This is a genomic window from Fictibacillus sp. FJAT-27399, from assembly GCF_001510655.1.
Lineage (GTDB): Bacteria > Bacillota > Bacilli > Bacillales > Fictibacillaceae > Fictibacillus_C > Fictibacillus_C marinisediminis.
Genome location: NZ_LMVC01000002.1, coordinates 354490 through 368618, shown reverse-complemented (window position 1 = coordinate 368618; position 14129 = coordinate 354490). Strand labels below are relative to the sequence as shown.

At 42.5% G+C, this 14129-nt stretch carries 12 protein-coding genes, 1 tRNA gene and 3 pseudogenes; 5 read left to right on the top strand and 11 right to left on the bottom strand.

Annotated features, from left to right (window positions below; all coding sequences use genetic code 11):
• Positions 1-3 precede the first annotated feature (3 nt).
• From AR335_RS06945 to AR335_RS06935, 3 genes are all read right to left on the bottom strand, one after another.
• Complete coding sequence (locus AR335_RS06945) at positions 4-2088, bottom strand: glycoside hydrolase family 3 N-terminal domain-containing protein (protein WP_062233557.1); 2085 nt, start codon at positions 2086-2088, stop codon at positions 4-6.
• A gap of 224 nt (positions 2089-2312) precedes the next feature.
• Entirely contained in the window at positions 2313-2651 is a 339-nt protein-coding gene (locus tag AR335_RS06940) for a spore coat protein (RefSeq protein WP_053357454.1), read from the bottom strand.
• Positions 2652-2663: 12 nt separating this feature from the next.
• Positions 2664-2933: a hypothetical protein gene (locus AR335_RS06935; protein WP_062233554.1), complete on the bottom strand. Its 270-nt coding sequence runs from the start codon at positions 2931-2933 to the stop codon at positions 2664-2666.
• 204 nt (positions 2934-3137) lie between these two features.
• Between AR335_RS06935 and AR335_RS06930 the strand changes: the two genes are divergently transcribed.
• A tRNA-Ala gene (locus AR335_RS06930) sits at positions 3138-3213 on the top strand.
• Between the two features lie 173 nt (positions 3214-3386).
• Here AR335_RS06930 and AR335_RS06925 read toward each other — a convergent pair.
• From AR335_RS06925 to AR335_RS25355, 4 genes and pseudogenes are all read right to left on the bottom strand, one after another.
• Entirely contained in the window at positions 3387-5021 is a 1635-nt protein-coding gene (locus AR335_RS06925) for a bifunctional metallophosphatase/5'-nucleotidase (protein ID WP_062233551.1), read from the bottom strand.
• A gap of 171 nt (positions 5022-5192) precedes the next feature.
• On the bottom strand, positions 5193-6449 hold the full coding sequence (locus AR335_RS06920; RefSeq protein ID WP_062233548.1) for a YeeE/YedE family protein: 1257 nt from the start codon (positions 6447-6449) through the stop codon (positions 5193-5195).
• Positions 6450-6748: 299 nt separating this feature from the next.
• Positions 6749-7391, bottom strand: a pseudogene (locus tag AR335_RS06915) (dihydrodipicolinate synthase family protein).
• Positions 7392-7531: 140 nt separating this feature from the next.
• Positions 7532-7666, bottom strand: a complete 135-nt coding sequence (locus AR335_RS25355; protein ID WP_304438382.1) for a dihydrodipicolinate synthase family protein — start codon at positions 7664-7666, stop codon at positions 7532-7534.
• Between the two features lie 59 nt (positions 7667-7725).
• On the opposite strand from AR335_RS25355, the gene AR335_RS06910 reads away from it, so the two are divergent.
• Positions 7726-7983 (top strand): hypothetical protein, encoded by a 258-nt coding sequence (locus AR335_RS06910; protein WP_062233545.1) that lies wholly within the window; start codon positions 7726-7728, stop codon positions 7981-7983.
• Between the two features lie 245 nt (positions 7984-8228).
• Here the strand turns inward: AR335_RS06910 and AR335_RS06905 are convergent, their stop codons facing one another.
• Positions 8229-9314 carry a hypothetical protein gene (locus tag AR335_RS06905; protein WP_062233543.1) on the bottom strand — a complete coding sequence of 362 codons (1086 nt, stop codon included), beginning with the start codon at positions 9312-9314 and terminating at the stop codon, positions 8229-8231.
• A gap of 429 nt (positions 9315-9743) precedes the next feature.
• On the opposite strand from AR335_RS06905, the gene AR335_RS24670 reads away from it, so the two are divergent.
• On the top strand, positions 9744-9896 hold the full coding sequence (locus AR335_RS24670; RefSeq protein ID WP_199805065.1) for a hypothetical protein: 153 nt from the start codon (positions 9744-9746) through the stop codon (positions 9894-9896).
• A 122-nt stretch (positions 9897-10018) separates the two neighbouring features.
• On the opposite strand, the gene AR335_RS06900 is transcribed toward AR335_RS24670, so the two are convergent.
• Both AR335_RS06900 and AR335_RS06895 read right to left on the bottom strand, forming a co-directional pair.
• A complete protein-coding gene (locus AR335_RS06900; protein ID WP_062233540.1) occupies positions 10019-10402 on the bottom strand; it encodes a YciI family protein in 384 nt (127 codons plus the stop codon).
• Between the two features lie 146 nt (positions 10403-10548).
• A pseudogene (locus AR335_RS06895) lies at positions 10549-10909 on the bottom strand (YciI family protein).
• A gap of 283 nt (positions 10910-11192) precedes the next feature.
• Here AR335_RS06895 and AR335_RS24860 point away from each other — a divergent pair.
• Both AR335_RS24860 and AR335_RS06890 read left to right on the top strand, forming a co-directional pair.
• Positions 11193-11390, top strand: a pseudogene (locus AR335_RS24860) (aldo/keto reductase); the annotation flags it as partial.
• A 90-nt stretch (positions 11391-11480) separates the two neighbouring features.
• On the top strand, positions 11481-12146 hold the full coding sequence (locus tag AR335_RS06890) for a haloacid dehalogenase type II (protein WP_062233537.1): 666 nt from the start codon (positions 11481-11483) through the stop codon (positions 12144-12146).
• Between the two features lie 17 nt (positions 12147-12163).
• Here AR335_RS06890 and AR335_RS06885 read toward each other — a convergent pair whose 3' ends face one another.
• Positions 12164-14002, bottom strand: coding sequence for a terpene cyclase/mutase family protein (locus tag AR335_RS06885; protein WP_062233534.1), 1839 nt, complete (start codon positions 14000-14002; stop codon positions 12164-12166).
• Positions 14003-14129 lie beyond the last annotated feature (127 nt).

Sequence of the window (14129 nt, the reverse complement as noted above, 5' to 3'; positions counted from 1 at the left end):
CCCTTAATAAGATAGTCCGTGCCCGTATGGATACAATGTTTCTTTGTTGCTGTTATAGATGGTTACTGGCAGCTTTCCCGACGGATTATTCTTGCCGAAAATAGTATCCGCCACTGCTGCAAAGCTTGCTGTTCGGAAGCTGTATTGTGCGAGATATGCATCTACATCAGGAAACGCCATAATGTCATATGGATTTCGGATCCCGACCGCAATGACTGGTTTGTCACTTTCACTGTTCACTTGATTCACCATTTTCATTTGGGCACTGTCAGGGGCTCGTCCTGCTACAGAAGATGTGTACGTTCCAACGATGACAGCTTTTGCTGATTTTACCGTTTGAAGCTGATCATTCGTTAATGGGCCAGCGGCTTTAATCATGACACTGTTTGGATACAGCCGTTTCACTTGAGCAGCCAAATCTTCTACATACGTGTTGCCGATCACGACAACTGGTGCACCCGGATCCGTACTCAATGGAAGAGTATTTTGGTTTTTAACGAGTGTAATCGACTTTTCTGCTGTTTCCTTTTCGATCTGTTTATGTGCAGGGGAACCGACGACTTGTTGAGCATTTTCAATGAGCTTGTTTACATCTGCAGATTTTTCAGCTTTAAAGATGCTGCGTTTCACTTTCAATGTAAGAAGCCGTTCAACAGACTGGTTCAAGCGTTCCTGTGTAATTTCACCTTTATGGACCGCATCATATAAACCATTCGCTACGGCCTCAAGACCGACAGGCATGAGTACGATATCCGTTCCAGCGTTTACCGCACGGATGGCAGAGTCTACAGGTCCAAAGTTGTCAGAGATCGCCTGCATGTTCATCGCGTCGGTTGTAATGACACCTTTATAGCCCATGTCCTCTCTCATCAGTTCTGTCAGCACTTTATGGGAAAGTGTGGCTGGGATGGCAATCGTGCTGCCGTCTTTCTTGGAAATAGCGGTAGATGGATCGATTTTTGGGAACGTCACATGAGCAGTCATGATTGCGTCCACCCCAGCATCCATCGCTTTTTGGAAAGGAAACAGCTCTACTTTTTTCAAGCGCTCCAAGTCATAGGGTACTTCCGGAAGGCCGATATGGGAATCAACTGCTGTGTCCCCATGGCCCGGGAAATGTTTTGCTGCACCCGCGGTGTTTGTGGACTGCAAGCCTTTGATGTAAGCAGTTCCTAAATCTGTAACGAGCTGAGGATCTTCTCCAAAGGAACGAGTTCCAATAACAGGGTTGTCCTGATTGTTGTTTACATCAAGCGAAGGTGCAAGATTAAAGTTGATCCCAAGCGCGTTTAGTTCTTCACCAATCGCTTTCCCTACCTTTTCAGCTAACTCAGGAGATCTTGTTGCACCAAGTGCCATGTTTCCTGGAAAATCTGTTCCGCTTTGAAGGCGGGTAACAATACCACCCTCTTGGTCAATCGAAATAAGCAATCCGTTCTTTTCTGAAGCTTCCTGATAATTGGCCACAAGTTTGGTTGTCTGTTCTGTCGTTACAACATTTTCACGGAACAAGATGATGCCGCCTAGATGATATTTCTTCACGAGGGCTTTAATCTCTGGTGTGACCTCTGTTACGTTCTTGCCATTAAACGTTCGGAAGTCCGGCATTAGCATCTGACCTACCTTTTCTTCCATACTCATCTGTTTGATGGCTGCCGGAATCACATTGTACTTTTTCCCTTTTTGCTTTTGGATTACAGCTGTCTTTGTTCCTTTATGGTCTTTCACGGAGATTTGTGTATGGTCGATCTTTCGTCCGTCCGTCACAAAAATGCGAGTTTCGCCGCTGTGGCCTTTAAGTGTTACAAGTCCTTTGGGGTCTACTGTGGCAACCCGCGGATTTGCCGACCACCATCTTAAAGCTTCCGTCTCCGTGAAATGGCCGTCCACTTTATACACATGAAGAGCATGAAGCTGGATTTGACCACCATTAACCTCCTTTAACGCCTGTGGAATGTTGCTGGAGATGATCAAATCTTTTTGATCAGGATGGCTTGCTGCAGCTGTCTGCTTTGGAACCGCTCCAAGGAACGAAGCAACGACGAGCATACAGGCCATCGCATATAAAAACGCTAGTCTTTTCTTCATTGCATGTTATCCTCCTTTAGTTTTATGAACGATACTTCTTTCTGGAGGAATTTGTCGTTTCCTTTCGACTCAGGCGAAAACAAAGCAATAGGCCCAGGAAGGTTTTCTGCCATATAGTTCTAGTTGTCTATACCAGTTAACTTTATTCACAAAAGAGTGGTAATAAATCCTTATAAAGGAAAAAAGCTGTGGAAGGAGCTCCACAGCTTTTAATAACTTTGTCTTTATTGCGTGGGTGGGTTATGAGGAAACTGGGACATGTACCCGGTAAACTGCTGGGCAGCCTGCTGCAGCTTCTGCGGCTGTTCCGGCGTCAGCGCATACCAGCCTTTTTGGAACATAAGCTCATAGAGTTCACGCTGCATGTTCTTCGTCTCATCAAAAATCGAATGAATCTCCTGATAGAGCGCGTCATGGCTCGCTTCATTCATGGCTGTTGAATACGAAGCGGTCATGTACTTTTCATAGGAAAGAATGTCATTCAGGAAATCCCGGTCATTCATCTGAGGCGTTTTCGGCACCTGAGACTCTGGATTTTGAATTTTGTTCTGATTGTTATTCATCTTCCGTTCCCCCTATTGATTCATATTCTGGCTTCCGCCGGATTGAAGTTTCTGCAAGATCTGCTGATAATGCTTTTCGTGCATGTGGCACGCCTTCTCAAGCGCCGCACTCACCTGCTGGTCCTGACACTGGCTCGCTGCAAAATGCGCCTTCTTAAATCCAAGCAAATTCCATGAAAGCATGTCGGTTAAGTAGTTAAAGTCTTTCCCTGTGATCACATTCGGCGGCTGTTGATACATTGGCTGCTGGTTCTGTCCCTGATTCGGTTGCTGCTGTTGCATACGTACGTCCTCCTTTATTCCTTGATTTACCATGTTAGCTTTCCATCTTTTTGAGAAAGTATGCCAATAAGTTGGTAAATTAATGGAACTTGAAAAGATGAGCCCTGTTAAGGCTCATCCCTCATTGAAAGAATTTTTAATAAAGAGGCTTGCTTTTCTTTCTGCTTCTGTTATATAATTTTTCTTGTCAGCAACAACCATCGTGGGGGCTTAGCTCAGCTGGGAGAGCGTTTGGCTGGCAGCCAAAAGGTCAGCGGTTCGATCCCGCTAGTCTCCACCATATATAAATTATCCAAACCCTTGGTAATCCAAGGGTTTTTATTTATGTTTCGCTTTGCATGGTTACGCATATGAAAAAAGTTACAATGGTCACAATCGGGTCACACAGCATTGTATATAAGAATTTCATTTAGCCTAAAAAAGGAGTACATGCAGCACTCCTTTAAGTCGTTCCTATTTACTTAATTTTGTGATGCGGCCCTCAATTGCAGGGTAAACTTCCCCTTTAGATTTGATATAGTTGATCAACGCATCCAGGTCGGGAATATCAACCATTTTGTTTTTTCCATCCTTTAAAGCGGTAAATCCATCCCCGCCGCTTGCCATAAAGCTGTTGACGGTTGCAGTATAAGTTTTCGATGGAACAATCGCAGTACCATCAGGAAGGGTGGCTTCAACGATGCGGTCACCTTCTCGACGAGAATCAACATACTTTACGTTTAGACCCGAAATCTGAAGGATATTTGTTTTTTCCGGATCCGCCCATTGCTGATTCAACAACTGTTTCACTTGATCCCCTGTTAACTCCATTTTTACAAGATCGTTGCCAAATGGCTGGGCTGTAAATATTTCCTTCCACAAAATTTCGCCCGCATCAATGTCCGCCCGTATTCCACCTGGATTCATAAATGCAAATTCTGTATGCGTTTGGGCTCTCATGGCATCTGCAATCATGTTTCCTAATGGAGATTCTCCGTTCGCATTTTGTTGTTTACTGATTGGAGAAGAGGCTTTTCCAATCTTTTGACTTAGAATTGGAGCGACATCAGCCGTATAGTTATCCACCATCTTTTTGGTTTTTGCATCCGGTTTGATTTTGTCACGATGGGTAATCACAATTTCTGCTTTCTTCTTAAAAATATCTTTGGTTACGGGGTTAATCACCAGATGAACATCAGAAAACGCAGTTCCGTAGGAGTAAGACTCCACAAGTAATTTATGGTCAACCGTGGTATTGGTTAACGCATGATTATGGCCGCCAAAAAGCACGTCTACTTCATCATCTGCTCCTTTTGCAATGTCTACTAATTCTCCAGAAGCCTTTGAACCATCCTCATTAGATGTAGCCGGATTATGTGCTAATACGACAATGGATTTAATTCCTTTAGCCTTTAATTTTCCTGCATATTTATTGATCGCTTTCGTCTCATCAGTAAATCTGACGCCATCTGTTCCGCCTGGCATGACGACGCTAGGTGTATCGGATAACGCAATACCAATAAAGCCAATAGGAACTCCACCTACTTTTTTAATGACGTATGGGGGGAGCAATGGCTTATTTGTTTTCTTATCAATAACATTGGCTGCTACATACGGAAAGTTTGCACCTTCAAACTTGCCATATTTGTCCACCGTTTTAGGGTTGCTGCCTCCGTTTATAAGACGGAGCATCTCGCCTACTCCCTCATCAAACTCATGGTTCCCAACAGTTCCTACATCAAAGCCCGTATGATTTAGAAACTCAATAGTCGGTTCGTCCTCAAGCAAAGCCGACACTGGAGAACTGGCACCAACCTCATCGCCAGCATGAACCATAAGCGTGTTTTTTGGATTTGCAGCTTCCCTTTTCTTAAGATAGGCTGCAAGATATTCCGCACCCCCGGCGTTGAGTTTTTTATCATACGTATCAAGCTGTCCATGAAAATCATTAATACCAAGCAATTGAACATTCACATTCTTTTGCTTATGCGCTTTATCATCAGCGAATGCATTTACGGCGTCTACTGCCCAAGGTATGGAAAGTACAGATAATGACATGGATGCAGCTATAATAGTCCATCTTAATTTGGTAAATGGCTGTTTCCACATGAACAAATCCCCCCTATGAATCTAGTTGACAGCCACATTACAGTTTTCAAACATTAAGCGAAAAGGGTGTAATCGTAAAAGTTAAGTAAAGGATTGTACTTGTTCCTTGAAAACACCAGCCACCAAAAAAAAATAAAACGAAGCCGCTAACTTGCGGCTTCGTTTTTCTTATTAAGAACAGAATTTATCTGTTGATTTCGGGACGGATAATCCGAATAACGGACGGATATACAAAGCAAAAAAGGTTCCAAGCATCGCCATAACCGCCCATACATAGCCATGCAGGCTAAAGGATGCGATCCCACTGAAATACGCTCCAATATTACATCCAAAAGCAAGGCGTGCTCCATACCCCATGAGCAGTCCGCCGATGATCGCCGCGGCGGCTGTACGAAGAGGCACTTTCTTTAGAAGGAATACACCTCCAAGCGTAGAAGCAGCCAGTGCCCCAACAATAAGGCCAAAGTCCATTACACTGGTTCCATCCATGAAAACAGATTGATGGAGAGGCGCTGCTTTTTCACCTGCCCAGTAACCCCATTGGGTAACGTCGACTCCCATTGCCTGTGCGGCTTTGGATCCCCATAAGGCAAAAGCGGAAGTAATACCCCACGGACTTCCTTTAACAAGTAAAGTTGCGGCATTAAGAACTGCCAGGAGGACAGCCGCAGTTAATATTGGCCATGAGCCGCGGATGACACGGGCCCAGCCTTTTGCACCTGGAATAGGAGCCATTTTTGGGGGACGTCGTTTCTTTTCAACTTTAAATGTCAGCCAAGTGATACCCCCCAGTATAATCATTTGGATCACCCAGCCACCAAACCAGCCAAGACCTGTACTTGTCGCCAGGGAAAAAGGCTTAAATGCAGGGAGATTCATCCAAAACTCGAAGTGCCATGCTCCAAAAACAGAGCCGACTATAAATGCAATTAATGTGAGAAACATTTCAGAACGGCCGCCGCCTACAGCATACAATGTGCCAGATGCACAACCGTTGCCGAGCTGCATTCCGATGCCGAAAAGAAAAGCACCCACAATTAAGCTTACCCCGACCGGAGAGACATTTCCAACCGGACTTCCGCCAAATAGGGTAACGTCAGCCGCAAATATAATCGCAAACAACGTACTGGCAACTGCCAGCATGAGCATATGGGCACGAATAGCTTCACCGTTCCCGACTGCCATAAACCGTCTAAAGGCAGATGTAAAACCAAACCTTGCGTGAAAGAGTGTAAATCCAAGCAAAAGGCCGAGCCACAAGAGCATTCCTTGCTTTAAACCTCCAGCCTGGATGCTTGCATAGCTCAATATAACTGTTAACAAGCCTGCAAACACAACCCAGTAAGCCTGAACCGCCCCCGTGCTTTTCCCTTCACCAGTCGGCTTTCTTTCTTTATTTTGTGACGTATTAGAAGAAGCTAATCCCATCAAATCACCCCTTAATCCCATAAAACTAGTCGGAAATATCCTTTCTCTGTATACTACAACTTATATTGAAAAAGGGGAACCATTTTGCTTGTGTTAATTTTAGAGAATATTAAAAAAGCCCGAGCCCCCTTTAAAAAGAGGACTAGCTGACTAAATTCAGGTTGATTTGAACATTCCTAACGGTAGTAAAAAAAGATTTTGGCAGGCGGAAACAAGCATTTGTTTGACTCGTCCATCAATTGCTATTTTTTTCCTTGCCTAATTACATAATTATTATAAACTACGACAATTACAATGGTTTAGTTTGACAAAGGTATGGCTTGATTCAATACTGTATCCATACATCGCTGTATTTGTTCCTTCTTTTCAGCACTTAAAGGACGTGAAGGTGCCAATACATCGGTAGAGATCTCAATTCCACGCATCCGTATGGCTTCTTTAGCTACATTCACAAAAGGAGAATCGAGTTTATATAAAAGGGGAAATGGCGCTAACTTTTTGTGTAATTCAATCGCTTTCCCGTAGTTTCCTTCCTTAAAAGATTGATAGAGGCCAACAGTAAGCTCAGGGATAAAATTGGCCGTTAGCGGGATGGCACCGTCCCCGACAACAGATAATGTATTTAATAAGTGATCATCGTATCCAGAGAGAACCGCAAAATCTTCTTTAAAGGACTTCACCGTTAAGATCATTTCCCTGGTATGTCCCACTGATTCAACCGTTTCTTTAATGCCCACGATATTTGGATGCGATTTCACAAGCTTAAGTACAAATTCTGGTGATAAATCTTGTCCTGTTAATCCAGGGAAATTGTAGAGCAGAATGGGTAAATCAATCGCTTCAGCAATATCGGCATAATGTTGAAAAAGATTCTTCTGTAAGTTGCAAATAATAAGGGTTAATGACAACAATACCGTCTGCTCCAGCCTCTTTTGCATGCATACTAAATGAGATGGTTTCTAGTGTGCTTGGAGTACCTGTTCCAATTAGAAGGGGACTCGGCCGTTAACATACTGAATGGCAAATTCAGCTACAGCTTTTCTTAATTCAGCCGTCATCTGGCTGAATTCACCACCTGTCCCTTAAAAGAACAGTCCATCTACTTTTGATTCAATTAAGAAATCAATCAGATTTCCCATACCCTTTTCATCTAGTCGTCCATCTTTATGTAATATGGTTGGAATCGGTGGAATAACACCTTGGAATTTTGCTGACATATGATCTCTCCTTTTTTAAAAATGGCTGTTTTCGTAACCTTTGTTGCTCTTAGGAGTGGTTGATTTCCATTTCAGGCTGCTCGCTTTCAGCGGGGCGTGCGGTGAGCCTTACCGGCGCCAGCGCCTACTTTCTCGGCGCATGGCGCCTGTGGGTCTCACCTGTCCCGCTAGTCCCGCAGGGCAAGGAAGGCTTCGGCAGCGTTATATCGCACGAAGAAAATGTGAAATTTATTTTCGAGGAGTCTCGCACCTTGCACTCCAATCAACTTGTCAATGAAGATTCTTTAAAAAATGTGCCTAAAGCAACAATCTTTTAGAAAAGAGCCTTAAAAATTGATAAATAGTATTAAAGCAGATTTGAGCTATATAAACCCCCTTTCTATCTAAAGGGTTTTATAATATCAAACAAGGTTTCTATTCTCTGAATTATTTTCCGAAAAGTTAGAGTTGCGTGCCGATGGATTATAAAAAAAATGACCTCTGTTGAATACAGAGATCGTCTTATAAAAACTGCTTAGTTTTTTTTAATGTCCTTGTTTACTTCATTACGGTTGTGTCTATACTAGTCGTCCAGTTTTGCCGCAGTTAAGTTAGCGTCAAAGAGATTAATTTGTGTAGCAGTTGCATTTTTCACTTGGAGAACTTCGTTTTCCTCTAAACAAACGATTTTACCCACTTTAGCCAAAGTGGTGTTAGGGAGAACGGTAACAGAAGCGATCAATCGAGCGTTAGCGAAGATTTCGAAAGTTGCATTTGTACCGCTCTGTAAATTCGCATTAAACGTGATTCCATAGGTGCCAGATTTTTTGATCGCGAGTCCGCCAATTGGAGAAATGTCAGTACACTCTGCAATCACTTCATTGTTTAACGGTATAAATTCATCGGGGTCAAATAATCTTCCATTATTAGCACTGAACGAAGCATATCCAAGGACTTCATGACACTTTCTGCATTCCTTTTTACACGTAGAGGAGCTAGAGGAACTCTCGTGTTTGCACTTAAATGAACTGGAGCTGGAGCTTTCATCTTTATGAGAATCCAACCTCGCCGCAGTTAAGTTAGCGTCATAGAGTGTAATCGTGGTAGCTGCTTTCACTTGGAGAACTTCGTTTTTCTCTAAACAAACGATTTTCGCCACTTTAGCCAAAGTAGCGAAAGGGTAAACGGTAACGGACGCGATTAATCGAGCGTTAGCATAGATTTCAAAAACTGCTGGCGTAATTTGTCCACTGCCTGCTAAATTCACATTAAACGTGATTCCGTAGGTTCCAGATTTTTTGATCACGAGTCCGCCAAGAGGAGAAATGTCAATACATTCTGCAATTACTTCATTGTTTAACGGGATCAGTTCTCCGGGATTAAAAGTCGTACCCTCAAAAGTAGGAGCACTGAACGAAGCAAATCCAAGGACTTCTTTACACTTTCTGCATTCCTTTTTACACTTCGAGGAGCTGGAGGAACTCTCTTTTTTGCACTTAGAAGAGCTGGAGGAGCTAGAGGAACTGGAACTTTCATCTTTATGAATATGGCATTTTTTTATAATTTTAACACCCTTCTTTTTAACTCTCCTATTCGAGGAGCTAGAGGAACTAGAGGAGCTAGAGGAACTGGAACTTTCGTCTTTATGAAAATGATGACTTTTTTTCATAATTTTACCACCTTTTTTTTAAATCTTCTATATTATATTAATTTCATAATTCTATGTATGGTTGAATGATAGAGGACAAACGTACATTTAATAGTAAAGAGTAGCCAATTATGATAGAAACAAGAATAGCGTCCATGTTTTCGCTCTTGTGTTACTATCCACTATCGCCAGATCACCCTTTGTGACCATTCCGTTACTTATGCTTTGGTCCTTCTCTGCATGGTCGTCTGGCCCAAGTTGCAGTATAACCCGGTCTGTCTCGCTCCAGAAGCTTCAGAAATTCTACTTAGCCTGTATGGTTCTTGCATACAGTTAGGCATAGCAGCCGCCGCTGGGGTTTAGTTGAGAAAAAGCGCATTAATTCCCTACCACTGGGAAAACTTTGATTATGCATGATAGACAAACTAACTATGAAAAGGGGTATGAACCATGAAGAAAGACCACGAACAAAAGCCATCGGTCGCTCCAGGCATGAATGATGCAGAAGAATTAAACCAAGAGGCTACACAGGAAGAAATTGAAAGCGGCAATTATACAGAAGTAACAACGATGTCTTGGGACGAAGTGGATCCAAGTGAATAAGGCTATATAGCTTTTATGAGCCAGAACAAAGCCCGTACAAACTATAAAAAGGCATTATAATGCCTCTTTATAGTTGTTTTATTTTGCTTTTCTTACTCCTGGCAGCATGAGAGCCCGTATAACTAGACGTTCTGTTCCCTCTGTTCGAAATAATGGATAGGCCGGATCTCAATGCCCCAACCAAACTGCTCACCAGCTCTGACTTGCGTGGTCGGATGTAGTAAGGCTATCCGAATCGCATCCTCCATGTCCTTTGCTTCAATGAGGAACGCACTGCCGATCAGCTCTTTGGTCTCTACAAAAGGACCGTCCGTAACCATTACCTTCCCGTTCTCCCGGCGCAAGCATTTGGTTTCTAAGTCGAGCCCAGCATCCATCATCACTTGACCGCTTTTGTAGAATTCCTTGAGGTGGGGCTCACATTCGCTCATGACAGCCTCAATCTCCGCCTTGGGACGGCCATCCATTTTTTCTTGATTGAAGTAACCTAAACATAGATATATCATTTTAACATCTCCTTTATATCATTGATATTGGCTTACATTTTGCTGTTTGTTTTAAGTCGACGATCGGCATACAGTAAAATGGACACATCACTAATTGTTTTTCTAGACTTTTTTCATCGGTTTTTGCGAGTTATTCCTCCATACATTCAGAGGCCCGCTTCAGAAGCAGTTCCAGCTCGGGTGCATTGCGGGTAAAATCCATGTGGATCTGGCATTCGTATCGCCCATTCTATTGCTTCTTCTCTAGATTTAACCTCTATGAGAGTAAAACCAGCAATCATCTACTTTGATTCTGTAAATGGTCAATCTATTACTTTTGGTTCCTGCCAGGTTCGGGGTACGAGATTCGAATTCCGTTTGAGCTTGGATGAAGCCCTTCAGCGGCTAACAGAACACCTGCTTTCACCAATTCCTCGTTATATTTCATCATGGCATCCATAAGTTCTTTACTAGGCAATACACCTGCCTCTAATCCTTTGTGGCCTTAACAATCATCATGAATCGGATATAAATTCCTCCCACTATTTATTTACTTTGGTTAGATCACTAGGTTATAAAAAACTTTTGAACTCTGCCTATACTATTACAACGAACGAGGAATTACTAAATCGACATGAAAAAATATTTTAGACATTCATTACTATCGTTAAATTATTCAATAAAAAAGTGCACAACACCTTTTGAGTGTGCAGTGATATCTATTTTTATCTCATTGAAAAGAAAGTCATTTAAGTTTCAATACTTCATAAACCCCTTTAGTTACAAATAAAAGCTTTACTTCTTATAATGCAATGTCCAACCATTACAAATCGCTCTTGCCTGGACCATCCGTTCAAGCAACGTCATAGCGATTCCAAAAGCGGTTCAAAAAGAACATGTTATAGCAAATGCCGAAGCGGCAATGATTGAGATTACTGAAGAAGATCTCAATAAACTTAATCAAGTATTTTCTAAACCTACAAAGAAAATGCCATTGGATATTATTTAAAAGGACTTTTTTTATTTACATTTGTGATTGAAAATACGTGAAGAGAGGAACATAGAGAAGAGAGTATTTACTTATGGAGGCAGATAAAAGATGAGCACGGAAATCAAAGCTTTTGTTTTTGATGTGTATGGAACATTATTTGATGTCCATTCTGTGAAGGAAAAATGCGAGGAATTCTATCCTGGAAAAGGAGAGAAAATCAGTCAAATCTGGAGAACGAAACAAATTGAGTATTCCAATTTACGCCAGCTTATGGGCAATTATGAGACGTTCTTAACGATTACAAACGATGCCTTAAAATATGCCATTAAAGCCAGTGAAGAAGAATGGGGCGAGGAAAAAGAAAAGGCATTGATTGAAGCTTATTTGCAATTAACTCATTATCCTGAAGTAGAACGTGTACTTGTGCAGCTAAAAGATAAAACATTGGCCGTCTTCTCGAATGGTTCCCATGATATGCTTGATCCCTTAATCCAACAGTCCGGGCTCTCCCCTCTCTTTGACGCCATCATCAGTGTGGATGAAGTGAAACAGTTTAAACCCACACCCGCTTCGTATGATCATGCGCTAAAAACATTGAATGTCAAAAGAGAAGAAGTATTATTCATGTCTTCCAACGGCTGGGACATTTCCGGAGCAAAAAACTTTGGATTTCGTACGGCATGGATCAACCGAAACGAGCTGCCCATTGAGGAATTGAACCTTGCTCCTGATACCATATATTCTGATCTTAATGGAATTCTTGAGTGGAAATAATAAAGAGGGAGAAGCCGTCATGGCTCCTCCCTGTATTTTTCCCTGTAATGGCATAGAGCAAGAAGTGGCCAGACATGATTATAGCTATGGTAATAGATATAAAAGCTTCCTGGCAACCCAGCGCCTGTTGGGTAGGTCAGGCTTTGAACATTATAATTTCCACGGTTTAATAGATAATCAATGCCTCTTTTTATGGTTCTGTTCGGTGTGGGACAAGCAGTGATCAAGGCATCAAGTGCCCAGGCTGTCTGGGTTATGGTGCTGTATGAAAGGGAAATATATTTCTTTTCGATATCACTTCTGCATGATTCTCCCCAGCCACCGTCGGAATGCTGAATTTCTGACAGCCATCCTATTGCCTTTTGAATGGTGCGGTCTTGCTCACAGATGCCCGCTGCCATCAATCCTGTCACACTTGCCCAGGTTCCGTAAATGTAACTAATTCCCCAGCGGCCGTACCAGGAACCGTCATTTTCCTGATTTCTTTTTAACCATTGCACGGCTGCTTTAATCCGAGGAGACGGCAGCAGCAAACCGTCATAGTTACAAAAAAATTCGAGGGTACGTCCTGTGAGATCAGCAGTGGAAGGATCCGTAAGGGCATCTCCCGCGTTTTCAACAGGCAAAATCCGCAGCCATTTTTTATTGGCGTCCTTCTCAAAAGCCCCCCACCCTCCATCCTTATTCTGCATGGATAACAGCCAGTCTCTTCCTCTTTTATAGGCATGATTCAGGTTCTTGTTTATTCTTTGGTATCGGTTTATTGTTCGAAGGGCAGCCTGTGTGTCATCTACATCAGGATGGCGGGTATTGCCTTCACTGAAACCCCATCCGCCTGGAGATGCATCCGGATTATGATACTTCCAATCACCATAGCTTGAATGCTGATTCTTCAGGAGGAACTGAAGGCTTTTTTTCAGACTGGGATGTGTAGAGGCAACCCCAGAAGACAATAAAGCATAGTTTATCAGAGAGGTGTCCCATATAGTGGAGGGAGAATTTTGGATATGAAAGGTCTGACCGTTATAGCACAACAAGGAAATAAGGCCATGAACGGCTTGTTTTATCATAGGTGAATCCTTCTTATAGCCGATTGAGATAAGCCCATACACCATAAGAAAGCTGGTACTTGCATAGTTAAGCAATGTACCGTCAGCTTCAATACGCTTTAAAATATAGTTTTCCAGAAAGGCAGTTTGATAAGAATACGAAGCCTTCCTACGAGTGACCTGTGTCTCATCCCATAAGCCATCTTCCATTTTTGTAAACAAATGTTTCAGACACGGCGTGCTGCCGCTTCGTAATTGGAACTTTTGTGACATACCTAACAAAACGGGGGCAAAATGTGCCCTGGCATAGCTGCTGATATCATAAAAGTTTAAGTTAACTTTCTCCATTATTCGAAAAATCCTTGCAGGATCAGCTGTATGTTTCGGCCAGGGGTATAGGCCGTTAAACGCAAAAAAGACTTTTGTCATCAAACTTACTTTTTTTAAACCGCCCTGATTTCTAATAAAACTGACGGCTTGCCTTAGACGGTTTGTCTCATTTGGCACGTGCCCTGAAAAGAGGAGAGCGGTATACGCTTCTGCTGTCGCCGTCAAATTCCCCTTTTCCTCATCAGGATAGGCTTTCCACACTCCATTCGTTTCCTGCTTGGACAACAATCGTTGAACGAGCCGCTGAATCAGTTTTTCGTCTTTCCATCCCAGAGTCCGCAATAAAATAATCATGTAAGCGTCAGTCATTAAAGCATTTTCGAAGCAACACCTCCATGATCCATCCTGTTCCTGCAGCTCAAGAAGGCAGGAACTGCGGCTGTCAATTTCCCTATTTACCTCAGCAAGTCTGTACATGGCATCCATCACTCCGGTTAAGTCCCTTGGCAGTTGCTTTACTGCCTATAATGTATGTGTGTACAAGGGTACCTGTGACTGATATCTTTAATGCCATTCTAAGATTTAAAGATTGATATACTATTTA

What these genes read in the sequence shown, in the direction of transcription:
- AR335_RS06945 (WP_062233557.1), bottom strand. Translation starts at nt 2,088, where the DNA reads ATGAAGAAAAGACTAGCGTTTTTATATGCGATGGCCTGTATGCTCGTC.
- AR335_RS06900 (WP_062233540.1), bottom strand. Translation starts at nt 10,402, where the DNA reads ATGATATATCTATGTTTAGGTTACTTCAATCAAGAAAAAATGGATGGC.
- AR335_RS24670 (WP_199805065.1), top strand. Translation starts at nt 9,744, where the DNA reads ATGAAGAAAGACCACGAACAAAAGCCATCGGTCGCTCCAGGCATGAAT.
- AR335_RS06905 (WP_062233543.1), bottom strand. Translation starts at nt 9,314, where the DNA reads ATGAAAAAAAGTCATCATTTTCATAAAGACGAAAGTTCCAGTTCCTCT.
- AR335_RS25355 (WP_304438382.1), bottom strand. Translation starts at nt 7,666, where the DNA reads ATGTCAGCAAAATTCCAAGGTGTTATTCCACCGATTCCAACCATATTA.
- AR335_RS06940 (WP_053357454.1), bottom strand. Translation starts at nt 2,651, where the DNA reads ATGAATAACAATCAGAACAAAATTCAAAATCCAGAGTCTCAGGTGCCG.
- AR335_RS06890 (WP_062233537.1), top strand. Translation starts at nt 11,481, where the DNA reads ATGAGCACGGAAATCAAAGCTTTTGTTTTTGATGTGTATGGAACATTA.
- AR335_RS06885 (WP_062233534.1), bottom strand. Translation starts at nt 14,002, where the DNA reads ATGTACAGACTTGCTGAGGTAAATAGGGAAATTGACAGCCGCAGTTCC.
- AR335_RS06920 (WP_062233548.1), bottom strand. Translation starts at nt 6,449, where the DNA reads ATGGGATTAGCTTCTTCTAATACGTCACAAAATAAAGAAAGAAAGCCG.
- AR335_RS06935 (WP_062233554.1), bottom strand. Translation starts at nt 2,933, where the DNA reads ATGCAACAGCAGCAACCGAATCAGGGACAGAACCAGCAGCCAATGTAT.
- AR335_RS06925 (WP_062233551.1), bottom strand. Translation starts at nt 5,021, where the DNA reads ATGTGGAAACAGCCATTTACCAAATTAAGATGGACTATTATAGCTGCA.